Raw genomic sequence first — 21,161 nt, forward strand, 5'->3', positions numbered from 1 at the left:
ACTGTTCGCGCAGGGCCGGCTGCCTGATGGGCGCTTATATCCTGCGCCGCATCCTTCTGATGATCCCGACGCTGTTCGGCATCATGGCGATATCCTTCGCCGTCATCCAGTTCGCTCCCGGCGGTCCGGTCGAGCAGGTTATCGCCCGGCTCACCAACCAGGGCGGCACCGATCGCCTCGGCGGCGGTGGCGGTGGCGATGCCGGCGCCACCAATCTCGATGTCGCAGGCAACGTCAGCTCGAAATATCGCGGCGCGCAGGGGCTTGACCCCGAATTCATCAAGAAGCTCGAAAAGCAGTTCGGCTTCGACAAGCCGCCCCTCCAGCGCTTCGGCATGATGCTGTGGAACTACGCCCGCTTCGATTTCGGCGACAGCTATTTCCGCGACATCTCGGTGCTTGACCTGATCCTGGAAAAGATGCCGGTGTCGATCTCGATCGGGCTGTGGATCACGCTGTTGTCCTACCTGATCTCGATCCCTCTCGGCATCCGTAAGGCGGTGCAGGACGGCTCGACCTTCGACGTCTGGACCAGCGGCGTGGTGATCGTCGGCTACGCCATCCCCGGCTTCCTGTTCGGCATCCTTTTGATGGTGCTGTTCGCCGGCGGCTCTTTCTGGGACTGGTTCCCGCTGCGCGGCATCGTTTCCGACAATTGGGACCAGTTGTCCTGGCCAGACAAGATCGTCGACTATTTCTGGCACATGACGCTGCCGCTGACCGCACTTGTGTTGTCGGCCTTCGCCACGACGACGCTGTTGACCAAGAACTCCTTCCTCGAAGAGATCCGCAAGCAGTATGTGGTGACGGCGCGGGCCAAGGGCCTGTCGGAGCGCAAGGTGCTCTACGGCCATGTCTTCCGCAACGCCATGCTGATCGTCATCGCCGGCTTTCCCGGAGCCTTCATCTCGGCCTTCTTCACCGGCTCGCTGCTGATCGAGAACATCTTCTCGCTCGACGGCCTCGGCCTGCTCGGCTTCAAGTCGGTGATCGACCGCGACTATCCGGTGGTGTTCGCCAATCTCTACATCTTCTCGCTGCTCGGCCTGTTCGTCGGCCTGATGTCGGACCTGATCTACACCTGGGTCGATCCGCGCATCGATTTCGAGCGGAGAGACGTCTGATGACGGCAACTTCGGCCGAAACCAAGCCGGCCCGCGCCGCCCGGCCGTGGTTGTCGCCGCTCAACCAGCGGCGGCTGCAGAACTTCAAGGCGAACCGGCGCGGCTACTGGTCGCTGTGGATCTTCCTTCTCCTCTTCGTGCTGTCGCTGTTTTCCGAGCTGATCGCCAACGACAAGCCGATCATCGTTTCCTACAAGGGCGAGATCCTGTTTCCGGTGCTGGTCGCCTATCCGGAAGAGAAGTTCGGCGGCTTCTATGCCGTCACCGACTATCGCGACCCGGTCATCCAGGACGAGATCAATTCGAACGGCTGGATGGTCTGGCCGCCGGTGCGCTACTCGTATCAGACCGTCAACAACGCCATTCCGGAGGCGGCGCCCGCCAAACCCTCCTGGCTCTACGACAAGAACAAGCGTTGCAGCCAATACCCAAAGGGAGAGGCCGATGAGAACTGCGTCGTCGGCAACTGGAACTGGCTCGGCACCGACGACCAGGCGCGCGACGTGCTGGCGCGGGTGCTTTACGGCTTCCGCATCTCGGTGCTGTTCGGGCTGATCCTGACGCTCGGCTCCTCGCTGATCGGCGTCGCGGCCGGCGCCGTGCAGGGCTATTTCGGCGGCTGGACCGACCTTCTGTTCCAGCGCTTCATCGAGATCTGGTCGGCGATCCCGGTGCTCTATCTGCTGCTCATCGTCTCCGCCATCCTGCCACCCGGTTTCTTCATCCTGCTCGGCCTGATGCTGCTGTTCTCCTGGGTGGCGCTGGTCGGCGTGGTGCGGGCCGAGTTCCTGCGCGCGCGCAACTTCGAATATGTCAACGCGGCGCGCGCGCTCGGCGTGCCCAACCTCACGATCATGTTCCGCCACCTTCTGCCCAACGCCATGGTGGCGACGCTGACTTTCCTGCCTTTCCTGCTCTCAGGCTCGATCTCGACGCTGACCTCGCTCGACTATCTCGGCTTCGGCCTGCCGCCCGGTTCCGCCTCGCTCGGCGAGCTGCTGAAGCAGGCGCAACGCAATCTCAACGCGCCCTGGCTCGGCATCTCCGGCTTCATCGTGATCTCGCTGATGCTGTCGCTGCTGGTCTTCATCGGCGAGGCGACGCGCGACGCCTTCGATCCGCGCAAGACGTTCAAATGAGCGAGCCCCTGCTTTCCGTCCGCGATCTGAGCGTTGCCTTCGCGCAAGGCGGCACACAGTCGGTCGCCGTCGACCACATCTCCTTCGACATCGCCAAGGGCGAGACCGTGGCGCTGGTCGGCGAATCCGGGTCCGGCAAATCGGTCTCGGCGCTGTCGGTGCTGAAGCTTCTGCCATACCCCGCGGCCAGCCATCCTTCGGGAAAGATCCTGTTCCATGGCGCCGATCTGCTCAGCGCCAACGAAAAGACGTTGCGCGGCGTGCGCGGCAACAAGATCACCATGATCTTCCAGGAGCCGATGACCTCGCTCAATCCGCTGCACACGATCGAGCAGCAGATCGTCGAGGTGCTGAAGCTGCATCAGGGGCTGGGCGACCGGCAGGCCCACGCCCGTACGCTGGAGCTGCTCACCGAGGTCGGCATCCGCGATCCGCAGAAGCGGCTCGATGCCTATCCGCACCAGCTCTCCGGCGGCCAGCGCCAGCGCGTCATGATCGCCATGGCCTTGGCCAATGAGCCCGAGCTGTTGATCGCCGACGAGCCGACCACGGCGCTCGACGTCACCGTGCAGGCGCAGATCCTCGAGCTGCTCGCGGGCCTGAAAAGCCGCAAGGGCATGTCGATGCTCTTCATCACCCACGACCTCGGCATCGTCAGAAAGATCGCCGACCGCGTCTGCGTCATGACCAAGGGCAGAATAGTCGAGACCGGCCCGACCAGGGAGATTTTCACCAACCCGCAGCATGCCTACACAAAACACCTGTTGGCCGGCCCCGACGAGGGCAAGCCGCCGGCGGCGGATGCCGGGGCCAAGGCGGGTAATGACCGGCAAGGACATCAAGGTCTGGTTCCCGATCAAGCGCGGTTTTTTTCCGCCGCACGGTGGATAATGTGAAAGCGGTGGGATCCGCGCAGATCTGGCGACGTACTCGACGCCACAGGCCAGTAGTCCGCGCCCCCGGGGCCCCTGCCTACGGCTCTGCCGGGGCCTGTTCCCGCTTTCGTTCAATTACACAGGCGCTCCGTGGGTCAAGGACGACGCCGGACTGGCAGCTAAACTGGCCGCGGGTGATGAAACATGTCTGCCATACGAACGATCCGGACGCACCCGATTTACATTTCGACGGGGCGATCACAGCTCTCCTTCAGCGCCATGTCCCGGACCTTGCCGCGGCCATGGATTTCGAGGCGGCGCTCGACGGCGAGCTGCTGGTCGGCGATCCGCGCGAGGCGACCGGAACCTTCTCCGACCTGCAGCAGCGGCTGAACCGCAAGAGCGTGTCGCCAAAAATCCAGCAGCAATACCCGGCCTTCATGCGCTGCTACGACGCCTTGCAGATCGATGGCGAGGATTTGCGGGCGCTGCCCTTCGCTGACCGCCGCAAGCGGCTCGAAACCTTCGTCGGCACCCTCGACCCCAGCCGCTTCGATCTCTCGCCGCTGGTGGCATTTGCGGACTGGGAAACGCTGGAGCGGCTGCGCCAGGCGCCGCCGCATCCGATCATCGAAGGGGTGATGCTGAAGCGCTGGGATTCGCCCTATCTCGCCGGCCGGCCGAAAGGCCCATGGTTCAAGTGGAAGCGCGATCCGCACACGGTGGACGCGGTGCTGATGTATGCGCAGCGCGGCCACGGCAAGCGCTCGAGCTTTTATTCCGACTACACTTTCGGCGTCTGGGCAGGACCGGAAGGATCGGAAGAGCTGGTGCCGGTCGGCAAGGCCTATTTCGGCTTCACCGACGAGGAGCTGCGTCAGATCGACAAATATGTCCGCGACAACACCATCGAGCGGTTCGGGCCGGTGCGCTCGGTGCGCGCCGACCGCCAGAACGGGCTGGTGCTGGAAGTGGCGTTCGAGGGCCTCAACCGCTCCACCCGGCACAAATCGGGCGTCGCGATGCGTTTTCCCCGCATTTCCCGGCTGCGCTGGGACAAGCCGGCAGCCGAGGCCGACCGCATCGAGACTCTGCAGGCGCTGCTCGATTAATGCATGTCGCCCAAAAGTGCGCAGCGGTTTTGGGGGAACGACATGCATCAAAACAAAACCTAAAGCGCGTCGCCTGAATCCGTTTCGACGCGACGCGCTTTAGGGTCAGTCGATCGCCGGGACGGAGTGGTGCTCGTGCATGAAAGTCCACTGTCCTGCGATTTTCTCGAAACAGATGGTCAGCCGGAAATCGAGATCACTGGACTCGGTTTGCGTGACGAGTACGCACCGCATCAGCGCGACAGCGAACGCCACTTCGGCGCCTGCCCTGATCTTCAGATCGACGATATCGAACACAGGCGGGTTTGGTGAAGCCCCGAAGAACAAGGGCCAAGTGTCGCGATAAGCCTCGATACCTTTTGACTGCAGCGGAGGCGGCACGTCGAACATGATGAAATCCGAGGCGTGGTGCCGCAGAATGCCATCCATGTCCTTGCGGCGCACCGCCTCGGCCCATTGCTCGATCAGCGCGCGAATCTGTCCGGCGTCTCCTGTCTGGGGACTAGAAGCATTCATTGTCTCCTCCATCGCGGCTCCTACAGCAGGAACGACGGCAGTGCGGAGGCTATTCCGCGATCGAGACGCGGATCTCGTAGATGTCGACGGACTTGCCCTGCTTGTCGAAGTCGGAATTGACGGCAATGGTACCGGCGGCGCCCGGATGCTTGTCCGGAAACTGCACGTCGAACAGGTATTCGTTGCGCTCGTGGCCGACAGCGTAGCGCTTGCGGCCGCAATCGCCGAACTCGCCGAAATTACAGTCGACCGAGATCTGCGTCTCCTTGCCCTCCTCCGAGCGGGCGATGATGTCGAACATGGCATGCTTGCCGGCGAGCTTTTCCAAGACGCCCTGTCCAACGTCGAAGGCGATCGCCGAGCCGGACGCGCCGGAACGGATGCGCAGGAACTGGCCGGTGTCGTCCTTCATCACGTCGGCGCTGGCGTCGGACGGCGTGCTGACATGGGTCGGATCGCTGGGCAGGAACACGTTGATCCAGTTCTTCGATTGATCCGCCTCGCCCGGCTTTTCCGGCGAGCCGGCGTCGGCGGGCTGCGAGGAATCCTCCCCTTCCAGCGTCGGCGGCGCTTCCGGCGGACCGGTGTTGAGCTCAGCCGCCGTCTTGAAGACGCCGGTCTGCTTCGCGAAATAGAGACCGATACCGGCAGCGGCGGCAAGCGTCGCGACGACGAAGATCGCCGTCAGCGGCAGGCGCCGGCCCCTGATCCGCCGTTCATCGCGGTCCGGCGCCACTTCGGCGCCGTTGCCGACGGAGGATCCAGGAGAATCGTCGAGGGTGGGCGCATCGGGAAGCGCCTCGTCCGGCATGATGTCGGGCACGCGGGGCAGCACGCGCGAGCGCGGCGCGTCCGAAGCTTCGGGCTGCACCGGACCATCGACGGTGATCGACGGCGACGACGACGCCTGGTTCGGCGCCTGTCGCGGCTCGTCCACTGACGGCGCCGGAGACCGGGCCGGCGTGTCCACCGACGGGGCCGGCGCGGCATTGCCAGCGGGCGCACCGCTCTCGGACGGGAGCATGACGTCCGGGATTGCCTGGACGGCCGGCAGGAATTCGGATTCGATCTCGGCGATCTTGGCCTGCACCGCCTTGCGGCGGTTGATGGCGGCCTCCACCGTCACATTCGGATTGGCCTGCAGGACGCGATCCAGCGCGGCAAAGGCCGAGCGATAGACCTTCTCGCGAAACGCCCGGTCCTCGGCATTGCCTTTCTCGAAGGCGTTGCGGATCGCTTTCTCGATGGCGTCCAAGCGAGCTCCCTCTGCGCGTTCGCTCACAGTTCATCGATCGTTAGCCGCAGGCGACCAATCAATCAACGGGCGAGCGGCAGCCTTGCCGACGCATCCAAAGCCCATTTCGGCGTTTTTTGTTGAAGAATCAACATTTTTTGTCACCGTCACCGGATCGGCTTCAGCGGACCGGACGCCAGCCGCCGGTGAACTGGCGAGCCGCCGCGGCGGACGACGGAGGCCGTCGTGCGGCGGCAGCCGACCGGAATTGCCGCGCATCGACACAGGATTTCGCCGCCAGCCATCTTGAATTAGCTGGCGGTTGAGTCTATCACGCAGCGCATCTTGGAAGCTGAGCTGCTTCCCGGGCCGCTTTAGCTCAGTTGGTAGAGCACATCATTCGTAATGATGGGGTCGCGTGTTCGAGTCACGCAAGCGGCACCAAAAATTCAACGACTAAGCTGATCCGCTCGACGGTTTTGTACAGAAACCGCACAGAAACTACCTACCGCGGACGGTGAGCAGGATGGCCAGCACCATGCTGCCTTGCTCACGGTGTCGGAATGCAATCTCTCGCCACGCATCCTCCACCGCCACTGTTGCCGCTGTGTTACAGCGCAACCCCTGAAAGCCATGCTATCAACCCTTAGATGCAATGGCGGATCGGGGGCGATAGCGAGTTATGAGGAAGGTTCTACTCACATCGGCAATTCTATTTGGGCTTTGTTCGTCAGCCTTTGCTGCGGATGCATTGTCAGTCGAGCCCGCGTCCTACAATTGGACAGGCGCCTATATCGGCGCTGTGGCCGGCGTCAATTTTCTCAAGGGCGATGTGACGATCCCCAATTATGATCCCCCCGGATATGATGGCGATAGCACGTCGGCTTCGATTGGTGGCCAAGTGGGCTATCAGTACCAGTTCGACAACAATTTCGTGCTCGGAGCGGAAGCCCGGCTGGTCGCGGTGTTCAACAAGAAGACGGTGCCGACGATCGACACTGAAACGTTCGAGACCGCTGCCGATTGGCAAGGCGACATCGTTGCAAAGGCTGGATATGCGATGGGCAATATCCTCCCCTATGTTAAGGGTGGCATGGCCTTCCTGCACCTGCACGATACCGGATACAGCGTTCTCGGTTTTGGAGATGCCAAGTTTGACCGGACTTATACCGGCTGGACGATCGGCGTCGGCGCCGATTACGCGCTCAATGATAAGTGGGTCATCGGCGCCGATTACGCATATGCGCATTTCTCGGATCACAATTTCGAGGGAGAACAAGGCGTCGGCCCGACATTCGTGAAGCCCAGCACCCATACGGTTTCTCTGAGCCTGAACTACCGCTTTTGATTAATCGCTTGAAGTCGTTGAAGCCCGTCGGCATTTGTTGGCGGGCGGCAGATCGGCGATGGGAACGTCGCTCGCCATCGTTTTGACGAGCGTGAGAATACTCGCCGCCGACGTCGTAAGTCGCTGTCATTTTCATGGTTGCGTTATAGGCGCGTCCTGAAACAAAGGGCGCGGGCAATCGTTGCAGTCGGTATCGATGGGTGCGCCATGCCGGGCCTCGCCTTCCCACTCAGGCGTGACGTGGATGTATGCCAAGCGCCAACATCTGGTGTGATGCCCGAAACAAAAGCACCGCCACGGTGGCGTCAGCCGGTTACACAGGGCAGGGAATATCCCCGGCCTGCTGGAAGTGGCGTGTCAGCGTCCCCAGAGGCTGCGTGGGCGTGTCGTCGGCTGGTTGTCAGCGCGCGACTGGAACGCTCCACGCCTGGCAAGCGGGATAGCGAAAGCTCGTGAAGGCAAGGTCAAGCCGCGTTCTCCGTTCCAGCGACGAGCGGAGACTGGGAAAGATGGACACCATGCAGGTGGGGCGTATGGAAGCGGGCAGGACGTGGACACGGGGCGGCCCGCGCGCAGGCGCTTGGCTGAGCGGTGCAATGACCACGCAGCGCCACCTCGCAGCGATCCTGGCTTGCGACGTGGTCGGCTATTCGCGCCTGACGGAGCGCGACGAGCGCGGCACGCTCGAGCGGCTGAAGACCTACCGCAAGGACCTCCTCGAACCGCTGGTCTCCGAGAACCAGGGTCGGATCGTCAAACTTACCGGCGACGGCATGCTCTGCGAATTCGCGAGCGTCGTCAACGCGGTGACCTCGGCGATGGCGATCCAGCAGGCCCTGGCAGAACACGAGGCGGAGACGCCAGAGGAAGAACGGATTCGCTTGCGCATCGGCGTCAATCTCGGCGACGTCGTCTGCGAGGAGGACGGCGACCTCTACGGCGACGGGGTCAACATCGCCGCCCGCCTCGAAGGCATCGCCGATCCCGGCACCGTGGTCGTCTCGGGCACCGCCTACGACCACCTGCAAGGCAAGCTCGACTGCGGCTTCACGCCGCTCGGCAACCTGCGCCTCAAGAACATCGAGCGGCCTGTGCGCGCCTACCGCGTCGAGCCCGACGCCTCGGCGGCTGCACCGCCTCCCTTGCCCGAGAAACCCTCGATCGCGGTTCTTCCTTTCACCAACATGAGCGGCGACCCCGACCAGGAATACTTCGCCGACGGGCTGGTGGAGGACATCATCACGGGATTGAGCCGGGTGAACTCCTTCTTCGTGATCGCCCGCAACTCGTCCTTCACCTACAAGGGCCGGGCGGTGGACCTGCGCCAGGTCGGGCGCGAGTTGGGCGTCCGCTACGTGCTCGAAGGCAGCATCCGCAGAGCCGGATCGCGGGTGCGCATCAGTGGGCAGTTGGTGGACGCGATCAGCGGACACCATGTCTGGACCGACCGCTTCGAGGGCGACGTGAGCGACATCTTCGACCTGCAGGACAAGGTGACCGAGAGCGTCGTCGGCGCTGTCGAGCCGAGCATCCGGCTGGAGGAGATCAAGCAGGCGCGCATGAAGCCGACCGACTACATCAGCGCCTACGACCTCTACCTTCGCGCGCTGCCGCGCTTCTACAGCATGACGCGCGAAGGCTTTGCCGACGTGCGGCGGCTCACCAACGAGGCGCTCAGCATCGACCCCGGCTTCAACCTGGCGAAGGCACTCGGCGCCTATATCCGCAGCCTATCCGTGAGCCAGTGCTGGCACGAGCCCGACGATACCAGGGTCGCCGCGCGCATGGCGCGCGAGGTCCTGGCGGAAGCGCGCGACGACCCCACGAGCCTGCGCTTCGCCGCGCAGGTGATCGCCTACAGCGCGAAGGAGTACGAGATGGCGCTGGGCACGATCGAACGATCGCTGCTGCTCAACCCCAATTCGGCGCAGGGCCATACCGGCTGCGGCTGGGTGAACGCGCATGCCAGCCGCCCGCTCGTCGCGATCGAGCATTTTCACAGGGCAATGCGGCTGAGCCCGGTCGACCCCGAGAAGGGCATCGCGCTCTCCGGCATCGGGATGAGCTACCTGATGCTCGAGCGCTACGAGGAAGCGCTGGCATGGGGAGAACGCGCGCTGCACGAGATGCCGAACTACGGCTCCTCGCACCGCGTGGTGATCATGGCGCTGGTCAAACTCAACCGGCTGGACGAGGCGCAGGCGGCGGCGCGGCGGCTGATGGAGGCGTTCCCGACCTTCACGCTCACCCTGCAGAGACAGATCAACCCGTGGCTCGACAAGGCGTTCGCCGAGCGTTACGTCGAGGCGCTGGGCATCGCCGGCGTGCCGGAGTGATCTCGAGGTTGCGATGTTTCCCTGTTTTCTAACGGGTATATCGCCCACCGCTTTCGATATTTCGGATACATTTTAAGAAACAACCGTGGAAACGCCTGTCGTACTCCGCGAGCATTTTCGGTGACAGGCTCTGCGAATATAGGTCGAATCGAGAGCCCCTTCACGATTCCTTCTTTAGCACCATCTTACATTATATATTAGTAATTTATGTAATTATCTAGTTCGCTCTCGATGTTCAACTCATGCACCATTTTATCTATACGCTATCCTTTTCTGAAGTAACCTATTCTTAACTTATTCGATTAAGGTCTTCAAAATCGTTTCTTGATAGCTAGAGCAGGTCACCAACGGGCAACAAGGGAAACCTTCCAATGTTCAAGCTCATCAAGCGTTTCAAGAATAACGAATCCGGTGCAACGGCAATCGAGTACGGCCTGATCGCGGCGCTGATCGCTCTGGCGATCATGGTCGGTGCAAATTCGCTCGGCAAGGCACTCAACAGCAAGTTCGAGACGATCGCAGGTTGCGTCAGCAACCCAACTGCGAGCGGCTGCGCTACCAAGTAAGTTTTGCCTACCTGTTACAGCACGGTTTTTTGAGGTCGCCTGTGGGCGACCTCTTTTTTGCGTACAGCACGAAGCGGGTCGATATGATCATTCGGGGCTTCTGCGCCAAGCGGTCCGAGGCACATCGACCATTGTCGCGATTGAGGTTTGGTGGAAAACTCATGGCCCCAGCATGGGAGGTCGAAATGCCCAATAGTTTCAAGACCGGAGACGTCGTCAGGCTGAAATCCGGAGGCCCCGAAATGACCATCAGCGACGGCGCGGCGTCGGGCACCTATCTGTGCCACTGGTTCAACCGCGAGGGCGACGTCTGGACCCCGCAACATGCCGGCTTCAAACCGGACCAGCTGGTGGTGGTCGAAGAACGGAAATAGTTTGGCCCACCCTCGTTCGGGTCGGCTCCGGTCCGGCTTTTTGCCGGACCTCTCATCGTCTCGTCGGAAGCGACCGACGGATTTCTCTCGTAACCGCGTTTAACGGCTGAAGCATGGTCGCCAACGGCCATGCCGAACCGGAGATGAGAGCATGATCCGCCGTACTATCCTGGTCGTTGCCCTTGGTCTGCAGGCCGCCGCGGCGGCCGCTCAGACAACGACGCCTACCCCTGCCACCGCACCGGCCCAACCGGCGCCAAGCACGACCGCGACCGCCAAGCCCGGCGTTACGCTGGCAAAGTTCGAGGCGCGCCGGGAGAAGGCCTTCATGGCCGCCGACACGGACGGCGACGGCAAGGTCAGCCTCGCCGAATGGACGGCATTCCAGGAAAAGCGCAAGGCCAAGGGCGACCCGGCCAAAGCCTTCGCGCGCATGGATACCAACAGGGACGGGTTCGTCGACAAGTCGGAGCTCGACGCCTTCCTCGCCAAGCGCTTCGCCAGGCTCGACAAGAACGGCGACGGCATGCTCGGCGCCGACGAAAGGCCGGGCCACAAAACCGCTCCCAATCAGGAGCAATGACCGAGAGGTTATGCGGCACGATGATCATTGGGAGCGCCCAGGCTGATGGGCGCCGATCCGGACGAGGGACTGGTACGGCGCATCAGTGCCGGCGACCAAGCCGCCGTGCAGGCAATGGTGGCACGCAAGCTGCCGCGCGTGCTGTCGCTCGCCACACGGATGCTGGGCGACGCGGCCGAGGCCGAGGACGTCGCCCAGGAGACCTTCGTGCGCATCTGGCGCCATGCCTCCGGCTGGCGCAAGGGCCATGCGCGTTTCGACACCTGGATCCACCGGGTGGCGCTCAACCTCTGCTACGACCGGCTGCGGCGGCGCCGCGAATGGACGACGGACGAACTGCCGGAGGTGGCCGATGAGGCACCGCTTCCCGACGCCCTTCCGGGAGACGAAGGCCGGCGCGTCCAGCAGGCCTTGCTGCGCATCGCGCCGCGCCAGCGCGAGGCGATCGTGCTCGTCTATTATCAGGAGATGTCCAATATCGAGGCCGCCGGCGCCATGCAGGTCAGCGTCGATGCGCTGGAAAGCCTGCTCGCGCGGGGTCGTCGCGCGCTGCAGGCCATGCTCGTCGGAGACGATGGCGATGACTGAGACAGCGAAGGACTTGCCGGTTCCGCGGGAAGCAGCGTGGGGGGCCATGCCGAAAGAGTGGAAGGGCGAACGAGATGGCTGACGAGAAAAAGACCGCCGACGGGCGGATGGATGCCCGGCGCTTCGCCGCGCTGGCGGATGCCTATGGCAGCGCGCTGCATCGTTGGCCGCAGGCCGAGCAGGCTGCCGCCACGCTATTTGCCAATAGCGAAGAGGGCCGCGCGATCTTAGCGACCGCCGGCAGCCTCGACGCCGTCCTCGACCGTCATCACGTCGAAGCCCCAAGCCGGGTGCTGCATGGCGAGATCGTCGCACGTGCCATGACGCAAGTCAGGCAGGGCCGGCATCGCCGGTTCTGGTGGCTGGGCTTCGGGCTCGCCGGTGTCGGCCTCGCCGGCGCCGTCGCCGGGCTGGCGCTGGTCACCGTCGTCGCTCCGGACGCCCCGTCCGACCATTATGCGATGGATGCCAACGCAACGTCGTTCGGCGATGCCGGTCCCGATGCCGACACGGAGGACCTATGAACACCCGTCTTTTCGTGGCATCGCTGGTGCTGAACGTCTTTCTGATCGGCGCCGTGGCCGGCGGCGCGGGCTGGCTAATCGGCCGTTCCGGCGTGGGTTATTCGCTGGAATCGGCAGGCGGGCAGCTTCCCGCCAACGACCGCAAGGCATTTCGCCAGGCTCTGCGCGAGGTTCGTCGCGAATCCCGCGCGGTCATCCTCGACGGGCAGCAGGCACGGCGCGACGCGGCAAACCTTTTGCAACAGCCGACGCTCGACGCCAATGCTCTGGCCGCCGCCCTGGAGCGGGCGCGCAATGCCGACGCCACGATCCGCACGCGGCTCGAGCAGCGCATCGTCGAATTCGCGGCGTCGAGCTCGCCAGAAGACCGTAAGCTGCTGGCCGACGCCTTGCTGCGCCATGTGGGCCGGCAGCGGCCGCCGCCTGCAAAAAATACGCCCTGACAAGCGACGGAAACCGCCGGCAACCTCCGTTCAAGGGAAAGAGGGACAGGCCTGCCACGCGAATGCGGACGGGCTCTCTTCAATCTCGATAAACTTCGGGAGTATCCCATGAACGGTCTGACGAAATATTCGCTCGCTGCCGCCCTCGCGGTCGGCGGGGTAGTCGCGGCAAGCGCTGCCTCGGCAATGCCGATCGCGCCGGTCACGGCACCGGCGCTCGTCGAGCATGTGGCCTGGGGCTGCGGTCCCGGCTGGCACCCCAACCGCTGGGGGCGCTGCGTTCCCAACCGCCGCGTGATCTATCCGGGCTATTACTATTGGGGCGGACCGAGAGTCTATATCGGCCCGGCCTGGCATCCGTACCACCGCTGGCACCACTGGCGCCGCTGGTGAGGCGCTGGCCAGCCTCATGATGCCGAGGCCGGCATCGTGAGGTCTTTCGACCGTCAGGACATGCCGCCGACGCGATCTGCGTCGGCTTCGCGACGGAGGCTGCATTGGCTCAATCCGTTTCAAATGCCGCTCAGACCGATCCGGCCCTGATCGCGCTCAACCGTTTCGGGCTCGGCGCGAGGCGCGGTGACGACCTCGTCAAGATCGCGGCCGACGCCCGCGCCTATCTCAAGGCGGAGATCAAGCAGCAGGACATCGCGCTTGTCTCGGCCGGCGATTCACGGAATGCCGGGCTGCTGGACAGCACCGCCGCGATCCAGGCCAGCATGGCCGCCTCCGCGGAACGCAAGGCAGCGCGGGAGGCGGCGTCCGCCATGCAGCCCGCCGCAGACACCGCGGACAGCTCAACTGACGCAAAAGCCAAGCCGGCCGTGACGCCGGTCGAGGCCGATATCTATCGGGATGAAGCCCAGGCCCGTTTCGACAAGGCGCTCAACGCCGGTCCCGGCTTTGTCGAGCGGCTGGTCGGCTTCTGGTCGAATCATTTCTGCGTCTCGGTCGCCAAGGGTCAGATCGTGCGGGCCAGCGCCGGCGCCTTCGAACGCGAGGCAATCCGACCTTTCGTGCTCGGCCGCTTCGCCGACATGCTGCTGGCGGTCGAGCATCATCCGGCGATGCTGTTTTTTCTCGACAACCGGCAGTCGATCGGCCCCGATTCTCGCGCCGGCAAAAGACGCGGTCGCGGCCTCAACGAGAACCTTGCCCGCGAGATCCTGGAGCTTCACACGCTGGGTGTCGGCAGCGGCTATAGCCAGGCCGACGTCACCAGCTTTGCCGGCATGCTGACCGGCTGGACGATGGCGGGACGGAAAGGGCGGCTCGGCGAGCCGGGCAGCTTCGTCTTCAACGCCAATGCGCATCAGCCGGGCGAGGCCATCCTGCTTGGCAAGACCTACCCGGCCGGCGGCATGGGGCAGGCCGAGGCCGCGCTGAACGACATCGCCCAGTACCCGGCTACGGCGCGGCACATCGCCGGCAAGCTCGCCCGCCATTTCATCGCCGACGATCCGCCGCCACAGTGCGTCGCACATCTGGCCGCGGTTTTTACGAAGACCGATGGCGACCTGCGCGCACTGGCGCTCGCGCTGGTGGATATGCCCGAAGCCTGGTCGATGCCGCTGGCCAAGCTGCGCTCGCCCTTCGACTATGTCATGGCCTTGCGGCGGGCGGTCGGCCCCTCCGCCGGCCAAGAACCGCAGCGGACGCTTGGCTGGCTAAGGGCATTGGGCGAGCCGCTTTGGCAGCCGCCCGGGCCGAACGGATTTCCGGACCGGAGCGACAGCTGGATTTCGGCCGAAGGCATGAAGACGCGCCTCGATATCGCCTGGCAGGCCGCGAAGCAGGCGAGCGACATCGGCAATCCTGACCAATTGCTCGACGCCCTGGTCGGCGCCTCCGCCTCGGCCGAAACGCGCGAAGCGATCACGCGCGCCGAATCCAAGCAACAGGGCCTGGCGCTGCTTTTGATGGCCCCGGAATTCCAGCGCCGGTGAACAATGGAGAAGCGGCCATGAGCCTTCTTTGCGACCCCCCAACCCGACACGCCGCGCCGTGCTGATGACCGGCGGCGCGCTGTTTGCCTGGGCCTATCTGCCGCGCTTCGCGCGCGCGGCCGACAATCGCGATCCGCGCCTGATCGTCATCGTGCTGCGCGGCGCGCTGGATGGGCTATCGACTGTCGGTCCGGTCGGCGATCCCGACTATGCCGGCCTGCATGGCGACATCGCGCTCTCGCTCTCAGGCGCCAATCCTGCGCTGCCGCTCGACGGTTTCTTCGCGGTCAATCCAGCGATGCCGGTGTTTGCGCGCCTGTTCAAGGCAGGCCAGGCGGCGGTCGTGCACGCGGCCGCGACCGGCTATCGCGACCGCTCGCATTTCGACGGCCAGGACGTGCTGGAAAGCGGCTTGCCCGGTCCCGGCAACTCCGCCACCGGCTGGCTCAACCGGGCGCTGACCAGCTTGCCGACCGGCGACCATGTGGCGAAGGCCGGCGGGCTGGCGGTCGGGCCTTCGACGCCGTTGGTGATCCGCGGCGCGGCACCCGTGCTCGGCTGGGCGCCGCAGGCCTTGCCGACGCCGGGCGACGCGCTGGCCGAGCGCGTGCTCGACCTCTACAACCATCGCGACCCAGCGCTGGCCGCGGCGCTGCAGAAGGGTCTCGACGCCGACCGGATGGCGATGAGCGACGAGCTCGACGGCAAGACGATGAGGCCGAGAGGCGGCCTCGACAACGCCGCCGGCATGCGGCAGTCGGCGCAAGGCGCGGCAAAGCTGATGGCGACCGATGACGGGCCACGCATCGCAGCCCTCGCCTTCGACGGCTGGGACACGCATATCAACGAAGGCGGCGCCATCGGGCGGCTCGCCAATCTGCTCGGCGGCCTCGACGGCGCCTTCGAGGAATTCGAGAAAGGGCTGGGCGAACGCTGGCGAGACACGGCGATCGCGGCAATCACCGAATTCGGCCGCACCGCCCGCATCAACGGCTCGGTCGGCACCGATCACGGGACCGGTACGGTGGTGCTGCTCGCCGGCGGCGCGATCAAGGGCGGCCGCGTCATCGCCGACTGGCCGGGGCTGAAGCCGGCTCAGCTTTACGAAAGCCGAGACCTCGCGCCGACCAGCGATGTGCGCGCGGTGCTGAAGGGGTTGCTGGCAGATCAGTTCGGGCTGTCGGCCGCCGTGCTCGGCGACAAGGTGTTTCCGGACTCGGCGGCGGTCAAGCCGATGCGGGATTTGGTGGTGTGAGTTCTGCGTTTGCCCATCAGCGATAGGCGCCAGCGCCTGTCATTCGTCATCCTGTGGCGAAGCAAGGAGCGAAGCGACGCGGCGCAGACCATAGGATCCATTCCGTGACGTCGAGGCATTGCAACGATGCAGAATTCTGCTCCGCTGGATTCTACGATTAAGATAACGGAATGGATCCTCGGGTCTCCACGTCCGCTTCGCTCCCGCTCCGCCCGTGGATGACGAAGCTGAGGGGCTTCGGCCAATCACGAACCTTTCCGCGAAGCTCAACGAAATGAACCCTCGTGTGAGAAGCTCAACAGAGAACGCCCGCGCCATTTCCAGCGCGGGCGTCCGCTTCGCTTTCCGAACTACCAGCTCCAATAGCCGGGGTACCAGCGGTGGTGATACCAGAAGCCGGGATGCCAATGGCGCACGGGCCGGATGACCACGCGACCGTTCGGCACGCATCTGCCCCATCGGTTCACGTGCCAGCCGGGACCGCAGCGCCAGCCGACAGTCTCGACCGGCAGCGGCGCGGCGCTCGGCTTGGCCATCGGCATGGCCTGCGCGCCGGCGCCGGCCAGCAGCAGGGTGCCGACCGCCAGTGCGAGCGGCAGAAAATACTTGGTGAGCATAAGGTTCGTCTCCGTGATTCATCCCTACCTCCGTGAAACGGCGGACAGGGGCGAAATCCGTCGGAGCGAGGCGGATCACATATTCGTCACGTCGGTTCAGCGTTTCGGCCAGACTGCGGCTCGGCACGCAATGCTTCGCAGTTCGTATCCGCCGCGACTGCCGAAGATGCGCCAGTGAGATGGCAAGCCTTTGCCCATGACAAATTGATCCATATCAATGAGCCATGATGTGCCTCGCACTAAGTTTGGATGAACGGAGATTGTTCAGGCCGAAGGCCGGATGGGAGATCATGCCCATGATGATCCGCACGCTCTCTACTTTGGAATGCACGAAATTGCTGGCGGCCAATCGAACCGGCCATCTGGCATGCGCGAAGGACGGACAGCCCTATGTCGTGCCCTTCAACTACGCCTACGCCGACAGCCACCTCTATGCGTTCTCCCTGGTCGGCAAGAAGATCGACTGGATGCGGGCCAATCCCCTGGTGAGTACCCAGGTAGAAGAGCATACCGAGGGGCGCGGGTGGAGAAGCGTGATCGTCGACGGCCGCTATGAGGAACTGACGGACCGGGTCGGCCACAAGGTTGAGCGCGACCGCGCATGGGCGGTGTTGAGCAAGCAAGCGCAGTGGTGGGAGCCTGGTGCGCTCAAGCCTGTCACGCCTCCGACGTCAGATAGCCTGCCGCACGTCTTTTTCCGGATCCTTGTCGAAAAGGTCTCGGGTCGGGAAGCAAGCGAATAGGCTGCGTTCCACCGTTCGATGCGTGCACGTGTCATCAGCAAGCTATCCGAACGCCCCGGCAGAGGACTCCGCTCGAAGGTTTATCAGGCCGGGCTATCGCCAAACGTCGCCACGGTCTTCAGCGCGCCGTCGAGCATGTCGCCCTTCTCGTCCTTCAGCGCCGCCTCGCGCAGGCGCCGAATCCAGTCGGCGGCGTCGTCGCGGCCCTCGAGCATCGCAAGCGCCGAGAGCACGCGGTCGAATTTCGACTGGGCGCGAGCGTGGGTATCGCTGTAGCCCTTGATCAGCCGGCGACAGTTCAGGATCTCGACCCCGAGCGCATAGTTTTCGCGCGCGTGGGCGAGTGCCAGTTCGTACCAGCGCTCCAGATGCTCGACCTCTATCCTGTGGCGCAGCAGGCGGCGGCGCCAGCGGCGCAGGCCGCCGATGAACCAGAGCATGGCGAAGCCGGAAAAACCGTCGGTGCGTATGTGGCGGCCGCGATTGATGCGGCGGTCAAGGAAGGCGGCGAGTTTCGGCCGGCTCTCGATATAGCTGCCAAGCCCCGCCGGCAGCGTGCCGCAGAATTCCTCGATGCGCGGATGGAAATATTCGGTGACCTGCAGGACCGAGCCTTCCTTGGCGCCGACCTCCTTGCGCACGCGCTTGTCTCGGGTCGAGCGCGTCTTCAGATCGGCGACGCGGATCATGTCGTCATAGCACATGGCATTGGCGAGATGCTTTGCCGCCGCGATCGACAGCGCATAGCCATGTTCCGCATTGTCCAATGCGACTGCCCTGTCCAGCCTGTCGAGATATTCGCCGCCATAGGCGATGTCCTGGAAGTCGACGACCTTTTTCAGGCCGCGTTCGGCCATATCGCGCACCGGTTCCGGCAGCGCCGCTACGCGAGCGGCAAGCTCCTGCCAGCCCTTTAGCAGCGTTTCCGGCCCGCTGACGTTCGCCGTTGACTTGGTTTCGAAGGCGGCAGGTTTCGTGGCTGCTTTTTCGCCAACCGGCGCGGTCGCGATGCCGCGCGCCCGATCATAGGCGGCGCCGAAGGCGGCAAGGCTCGGCTTGACGCCACGACCACCGGCGCCGATCGCCTGCTCGTAGCCTTCGCGAGTGAAGGGCAGCGTGTCGGAACCAGCCAGCGCGCCAAGCAGGCTCGCCGAGATCATCGTGCCGTTCTCGGCGGCGATCTTTTCCATGTCGAAGGCAATGAAGCGTTTTGCCGCCGCCTGCGCCGTCGCGTGCACCTTCTCCGACGACGCACGGCCGTCGCCCGGCTCGATCTTTTCCGAGACGGCGGCGATGCGGTGCGAGGACGCGATCAGCGTCGTGCGCTCGGGCGTGACGAAACCGCGGATGATGGCGCGGCCGGCCTCCATCAGCTCCGCGGCGATCAGGATGTCGACATCGCCCTGCGAGGGCGACAGCGCGAAGACCGGCAGCCGGCCGGTGTCGCGAGCCATCTCGATATAGTAGATCGTCGCGCCGGTGCGCTGGGCGACGCCGGCGACCGAAGTCGATTGCGCGATGTAGCCGTTGCGCTCGGCAACGTCGGTGATCCAGTCGGCGAGCACGCCGCCGCCCTGGCCGCCGACGGCGAGCACGGCGAGTTTTATCACCCGCTCGTCATCAGAGGGACCCGCCTTCGGGCGCAGCGCGGCGCTGTGGTCAAGCATCGGCGAACATCAAACGGCGACTCTCGCGGCGGCGCTGCAAAAGGCCGATTGCGGCGCGGCGCGCACTTTCCAGGAAACGATCCCAGCGGCCAGGATTGTGGACGACATCGGCGCGGTAGAAGGATGGGCAGAGCACGGCCGCATCCGCCACCTCGCCGCAATTGCCGCAGCCGACGCAGTTCTGGTCGATCGAGGCGACAGGATCGTCGCGCAGCGGATCGTCGAGCGTCTTCACCGACAGCGACGGGCAGCCGGAAAGCCGCATGCAGGCATGGTCGCCGGTGCAGATATCCTCGTCGACGCCGAATTTCGGCTTCACCACCCGCTCGCCGGCCTTGATCGCCTTGTCGATCCCCGGCCTCTCGCGGCGCTGGCGGTTGAGCATGCATTCGGAAGAGGCGACGATGACTTTCGGGCCCTTCTCCTCGGTCGTCAGCGCCTCGCGCAGCGTCGCTTGCATCTTGCCGACATCGTAGGTGCGGTCGATGTGGCGCAGCCATTTGACGCCCATGCCCTTCACGGCTTCATCGATCGGATGTTTGGTCGACTTCGTTTTGTTGTTGGCGCGCGACGACAGGATGTCCTGCCCGCCGGTCGCGGCGGAGTAAAAATTGTCGACGATGACGATGACGCCGTCATTCTTGTTGAACACCGCGTTGCCGATCGAGGAAGTCAGGCCGTTGTGCCAGAAGCCGCCATCGCCGACGAAGGAGATCGAGCGGCGCTTCGCTTCCGGCGAATTGAACGCCGATGCCGAGGCTGGACCCAGCCCATAGCCCATGGTCGTGGCGCCAAGCTCGAAGGGCGGCATGATCGAGAACAGATGGCAGCCGATGTCGGAAGCGATGTGGTGCTTGCCGAGCTCCTGCTCGACCAGTTTTGTCGCGGCGAAGATGGGCCGCTCGGGGCAGCCGACGCAGAAGCCGGGCGGGCGGCCGGGAACGACATTGACGAGGTCGGCGGTGTCGACGCCCTCGCCCAGCTTGTTCGGCGCGCGAACCTCGCCTGGCAACAGATGGGGGGCATAGGCATGCAGGAAGGAGCCGATGCCGTCGAGCATCACCTGACCGGTATATTCGCCGGCCATCGGCAGATGCTCCTTGCCGACCAGCTTGGTGCCGCGCCCGGCCTTGTGCAGCATGGCGGCAAAAGCCTGCTCGATATAGTTGGGCTGACCTTCCTCAACCACCAGCACCGCCTGCTTGCCTTCGCAGAAGGCGAGGAACTCGTCGTCGACCAGCGGGTAGACGGCGTTCAGCACATAAAGCGACACGTCGGTGTCGCCATAGGTGTCGGCGAGGCCAAGCCGCTGCAGCGCGCGGATGACCGAGTTGTACATGCCGCCCTGCATGACGATGCCGACCGAGCCGTGATCGGAGCCGAAGATCTCGTTGATCTTGCGCTCGCGAATAAAGTCGACGGCGGCCGGCCAACGCTTGGCGACCTTCTCCTTCTCGTGCAGGAAGGAGGCCGGCGGCAGCACGATGCGGCCGGTGTCGCGACGCGGCGCCGACAGGGCGTCGGCCACCGACATCGGCGGGCGCTTGTTGTCCTTGGCGATGAAATGGCCGTGGACGTGGCAGCAGCGGATGCGCACCTGCAGCATGACCGGCGTGTTGGAGGCCTCCGACAGCTCGAAGCCATCCTCGACCGCCTTGACGATCGAGGGCAGGTTGGGGCGCGGATCGAGCAGCCAGACCTGGCTCTTCATGGCGAAGGCATGGCTGCGCTCCTGCATGATCGAGGAGCCCTCGCCATAGTCCTCGCCGACGATGATCAGCGCCCCGCCGGTGACGCCGCCGGAGGCCAGGTTGGCAAGCGCATCCGAGGCGACATTGGTGCCGACCGTCGACTTGAAGGTGGCGGCGCCACGGATCGGATAATGCACGGATGCCGCGAGCATGGCGGTGGCGGTCGCCTCCGAGGCGCTCGCCTCGAAATGCACGCCGAGCTCGCCCAGAATATCCTGCGCGTCGGCCAGCACGTCCATCAGGTGGCTGATCGGCGCGCCCTGGTAGCCGCCGACATAGCCGACGCCGCATTGCAGCAGCGCCTTGGTGATGGCGAGGATGCCCTCGCCGGCGAACTCCTCGCCGGCCCCTAACCTCAGCTTCTCGACTTCCTTGGCAAAAGACCGTTCGGCCATCTCTGCCTCCTTCCGTTGCCGCTGT

19 protein-coding genes, 1 tRNA gene and 2 pseudogenes are annotated in these 21,161 nt (G+C 64.4%); 17 read left to right on the top strand and 5 right to left on the bottom strand.

The annotated features are described in order from the left end of the window. Positions 1–26: 26 nt before the first annotated feature. The 4 genes and pseudogenes from EJ071_RS00830 to EJ071_RS00845 form a co-directional block, all read left to right on the top strand. On the top strand, positions 27–1,124 hold the full coding sequence (locus EJ071_RS00830) for a microcin C ABC transporter permease YejB (protein ID WP_126096374.1): 1,098 nt from the start codon (positions 27–29) through the stop codon (positions 1,122–1,124). Next, a complete protein-coding gene (locus EJ071_RS00835) occupies positions 1,124–2,263 on the top strand; it encodes an ABC transporter permease (protein WP_126096375.1) in 1,140 nt (379 codons plus the stop codon). Before EJ071_RS00830 ends, EJ071_RS00835 begins: the two co-directional genes overlap by 1 nt. After that, positions 2,260–3,167: pseudogene (locus tag EJ071_RS00840) on the top strand (ATP-binding cassette domain-containing protein); the annotation flags it as partial. The gene EJ071_RS00835 and the pseudogene EJ071_RS00840, both read left to right, overlap by 4 nt. Positions 3,168–3,422: 255 nt before the next feature. Beyond that, positions 3,423–4,250: pseudogene (locus EJ071_RS00845) on the top strand (cisplatin damage response ATP-dependent DNA ligase); the annotation flags it as partial. A 105-nt stretch (positions 4,251–4,355) separates the two neighbouring features. Here EJ071_RS00845 and EJ071_RS00850 read toward each other — a convergent pair. Next, positions 4,356–4,778: a nuclear transport factor 2 family protein gene (locus EJ071_RS00850; protein ID WP_210211907.1), complete on the bottom strand. Its 423-nt coding sequence runs from the start codon at positions 4,776–4,778 to the stop codon at positions 4,356–4,358. Positions 4,779–4,815: 37 nt separating this feature from the next. Then, positions 4,816–6,021 (bottom strand): hypothetical protein, encoded by a 1,206-nt coding sequence (locus tag EJ071_RS00855; protein WP_126096376.1) that lies wholly within the window; start codon positions 6,019–6,021, stop codon positions 4,816–4,818. A 347-nt stretch (positions 6,022–6,368) separates the two neighbouring features. Between EJ071_RS00855 and EJ071_RS00860 the strand changes: the two genes are divergently transcribed. From EJ071_RS00860 to EJ071_RS00915, 12 genes are all read left to right on the top strand, one after another. Then, a tRNA-Thr gene (locus EJ071_RS00860) sits at positions 6,369–6,444 on the top strand. A 238-nt stretch (positions 6,445–6,682) separates the two neighbouring features. Then, the gene (locus EJ071_RS00865; protein ID WP_126096377.1) at positions 6,683–7,348 is read left to right on the top strand and encodes an outer membrane protein; all 666 of its coding nucleotides are present in this window, start codon (positions 6,683–6,685) and stop codon (positions 7,346–7,348) included. Positions 7,349–7,944: 596 nt separating this feature from the next. Next, entirely contained in the window at positions 7,945–9,684 is a 1,740-nt protein-coding gene (locus EJ071_RS00870; RefSeq protein ID WP_126096378.1) for an adenylate/guanylate cyclase domain-containing protein, read from the top strand. A 371-nt stretch (positions 9,685–10,055) separates the two neighbouring features. Beyond that, positions 10,056–10,250 (top strand): Flp family type IVb pilin, encoded by a 195-nt coding sequence (locus tag EJ071_RS00875; RefSeq protein WP_126096379.1) that lies wholly within the window; start codon positions 10,056–10,058, stop codon positions 10,248–10,250. Between the two features lie 185 nt (positions 10,251–10,435). Beyond that, positions 10,436–10,624 carry a DUF2158 domain-containing protein gene (locus EJ071_RS00880; protein ID WP_126096380.1) on the top strand — a complete coding sequence of 63 codons (189 nt, stop codon included), beginning with the start codon at positions 10,436–10,438 and terminating at the stop codon, positions 10,622–10,624. 151 nt (positions 10,625–10,775) lie between these two features. Continuing rightward, a complete protein-coding gene (locus tag EJ071_RS00885) occupies positions 10,776–11,207 on the top strand; it encodes an acid-shock protein (protein ID WP_126096381.1) in 432 nt (143 codons plus the stop codon). 45 nt (positions 11,208–11,252) lie between these two features. After that, complete coding sequence (locus EJ071_RS00890) at positions 11,253–11,795, top strand: RNA polymerase sigma factor (protein WP_126096382.1); 543 nt, start codon at positions 11,253–11,255, stop codon at positions 11,793–11,795. A 74-nt stretch (positions 11,796–11,869) separates the two neighbouring features. Continuing rightward, on the top strand, positions 11,870–12,319 hold the full coding sequence (locus EJ071_RS00895) for a hypothetical protein (RefSeq protein WP_126096383.1): 450 nt from the start codon (positions 11,870–11,872) through the stop codon (positions 12,317–12,319). Further along, entirely contained in the window at positions 12,316–12,762 is a 447-nt protein-coding gene (locus tag EJ071_RS00900) for a periplasmic heavy metal sensor (protein WP_126096384.1), read from the top strand. The genes EJ071_RS00895 and EJ071_RS00900 overlap by 4 nt, the downstream gene beginning before the upstream one ends. Before the next feature lie 108 nt (positions 12,763–12,870). Beyond that, positions 12,871–13,155: a hypothetical protein gene (locus tag EJ071_RS00905; RefSeq protein ID WP_126096385.1), complete on the top strand. Its 285-nt coding sequence runs from the start codon at positions 12,871–12,873 to the stop codon at positions 13,153–13,155. 104 nt (positions 13,156–13,259) lie between these two features. After that, entirely contained in the window at positions 13,260–14,708 is a 1,449-nt protein-coding gene (locus EJ071_RS00910; protein ID WP_126096386.1) for a DUF1800 family protein, read from the top strand. Between the two features lie 64 nt (positions 14,709–14,772). After that, positions 14,773–15,963 (top strand): DUF1501 domain-containing protein, encoded by a 1,191-nt coding sequence (locus EJ071_RS00915; RefSeq protein WP_126102436.1) that lies wholly within the window; start codon positions 14,773–14,775, stop codon positions 15,961–15,963. Positions 15,964–16,313: 350 nt separating this feature from the next. Here the strand turns inward: EJ071_RS00915 and EJ071_RS00920 are convergent, their stop codons facing one another. Then, a complete protein-coding gene (locus EJ071_RS00920; protein WP_126096387.1) occupies positions 16,314–16,580 on the bottom strand; it encodes a hypothetical protein in 267 nt (88 codons plus the stop codon). Between the two features lie 296 nt (positions 16,581–16,876). Between EJ071_RS00920 and EJ071_RS00925 the strand changes: the two genes are divergently transcribed. Next, positions 16,877–17,323, top strand: coding sequence for a pyridoxamine 5'-phosphate oxidase family protein (locus EJ071_RS00925; protein WP_126096388.1), 447 nt, complete (start codon positions 16,877–16,879; stop codon positions 17,321–17,323). A gap of 83 nt (positions 17,324–17,406) precedes the next feature. On the opposite strand, the gene EJ071_RS00930 is transcribed toward EJ071_RS00925, so the two are convergent. Both EJ071_RS00930 and EJ071_RS00935 read right to left on the bottom strand, forming a co-directional pair. After that, complete coding sequence (locus EJ071_RS00930) at positions 17,407–18,990, bottom strand: indolepyruvate oxidoreductase subunit beta family protein (protein ID WP_126096389.1); 1,584 nt, start codon at positions 18,988–18,990, stop codon at positions 17,407–17,409. Continuing rightward, on the bottom strand, positions 18,983–21,136 hold the full coding sequence (locus EJ071_RS00935; protein WP_126096390.1) for an indolepyruvate ferredoxin oxidoreductase subunit alpha: 2,154 nt from the start codon (positions 21,134–21,136) through the stop codon (positions 18,983–18,985). The genes EJ071_RS00930 and EJ071_RS00935 overlap by 8 nt, the downstream gene beginning before the upstream one ends. Between the last annotated feature and the right edge of the window lie 25 nt (positions 21,137–21,161).

Origin of the sequence: Mesorhizobium sp. M1B.F.Ca.ET.045.04.1.1, assembly GCF_003952465.1 — a bacterium.
Lineage (GTDB): Bacteria > Pseudomonadota > Alphaproteobacteria > Rhizobiales > Rhizobiaceae > Mesorhizobium > Mesorhizobium shonense.

Bases quoted from the DNA above. Each gene is read 5' to 3' on its own strand.
- EJ071_RS00830 (WP_126096374.1), top strand. From the start codon at position 27: ATGGGCGCTTATATCCTGCGCCGCATCCTTCTGATGATCCCGACGCTG.
- EJ071_RS00835 (WP_126096375.1), top strand. From the start codon at position 1,124: ATGACGGCAACTTCGGCCGAAACCAAGCCGGCCCGCGCCGCCCGGCCG.
- EJ071_RS00850 (WP_210211907.1), bottom strand. From the start codon at position 4,778: ATGGAGGAGACAATGAATGCTTCTAGTCCCCAGACAGGAGACGCCGGA.
- EJ071_RS00865 (WP_126096377.1), top strand. From the start codon at position 6,683: ATGAGGAAGGTTCTACTCACATCGGCAATTCTATTTGGGCTTTGTTCG.
- EJ071_RS00870 (WP_126096378.1), top strand. From the start codon at position 7,945: ATGACCACGCAGCGCCACCTCGCAGCGATCCTGGCTTGCGACGTGGTC.
- EJ071_RS00875 (WP_126096379.1), top strand. From the start codon at position 10,056: ATGTTCAAGCTCATCAAGCGTTTCAAGAATAACGAATCCGGTGCAACG.
- EJ071_RS00880 (WP_126096380.1), top strand. From the start codon at position 10,436: ATGCCCAATAGTTTCAAGACCGGAGACGTCGTCAGGCTGAAATCCGGA.
- EJ071_RS00885 (WP_126096381.1), top strand. From the start codon at position 10,776: ATGATCCGCCGTACTATCCTGGTCGTTGCCCTTGGTCTGCAGGCCGCC.
- EJ071_RS00890 (WP_126096382.1), top strand. From the start codon at position 11,253: ATGGGCGCCGATCCGGACGAGGGACTGGTACGGCGCATCAGTGCCGGC.
- EJ071_RS00895 (WP_126096383.1), top strand. From the start codon at position 11,870: ATGGCTGACGAGAAAAAGACCGCCGACGGGCGGATGGATGCCCGGCGC.
- EJ071_RS00900 (WP_126096384.1), top strand. From the start codon at position 12,316: ATGAACACCCGTCTTTTCGTGGCATCGCTGGTGCTGAACGTCTTTCTG.
- EJ071_RS00905 (WP_126096385.1), top strand. From the start codon at position 12,871: ATGAACGGTCTGACGAAATATTCGCTCGCTGCCGCCCTCGCGGTCGGC.
- EJ071_RS00915 (WP_126102436.1), top strand. From the start codon at position 14,773: ATGACCGGCGGCGCGCTGTTTGCCTGGGCCTATCTGCCGCGCTTCGCG.
- EJ071_RS00920 (WP_126096387.1), bottom strand. From the start codon at position 16,580: ATGCTCACCAAGTATTTTCTGCCGCTCGCACTGGCGGTCGGCACCCTG.
- EJ071_RS00925 (WP_126096388.1), top strand. From the start codon at position 16,877: ATGATGATCCGCACGCTCTCTACTTTGGAATGCACGAAATTGCTGGCG.
- EJ071_RS00930 (WP_126096389.1), bottom strand. From the start codon at position 18,990: ATGCTTGACCACAGCGCCGCGCTGCGCCCGAAGGCGGGTCCCTCTGAT.
- EJ071_RS00935 (WP_126096390.1), bottom strand. From the start codon at position 21,136: ATGGCCGAACGGTCTTTTGCCAAGGAAGTCGAGAAGCTGAGGTTAGGG.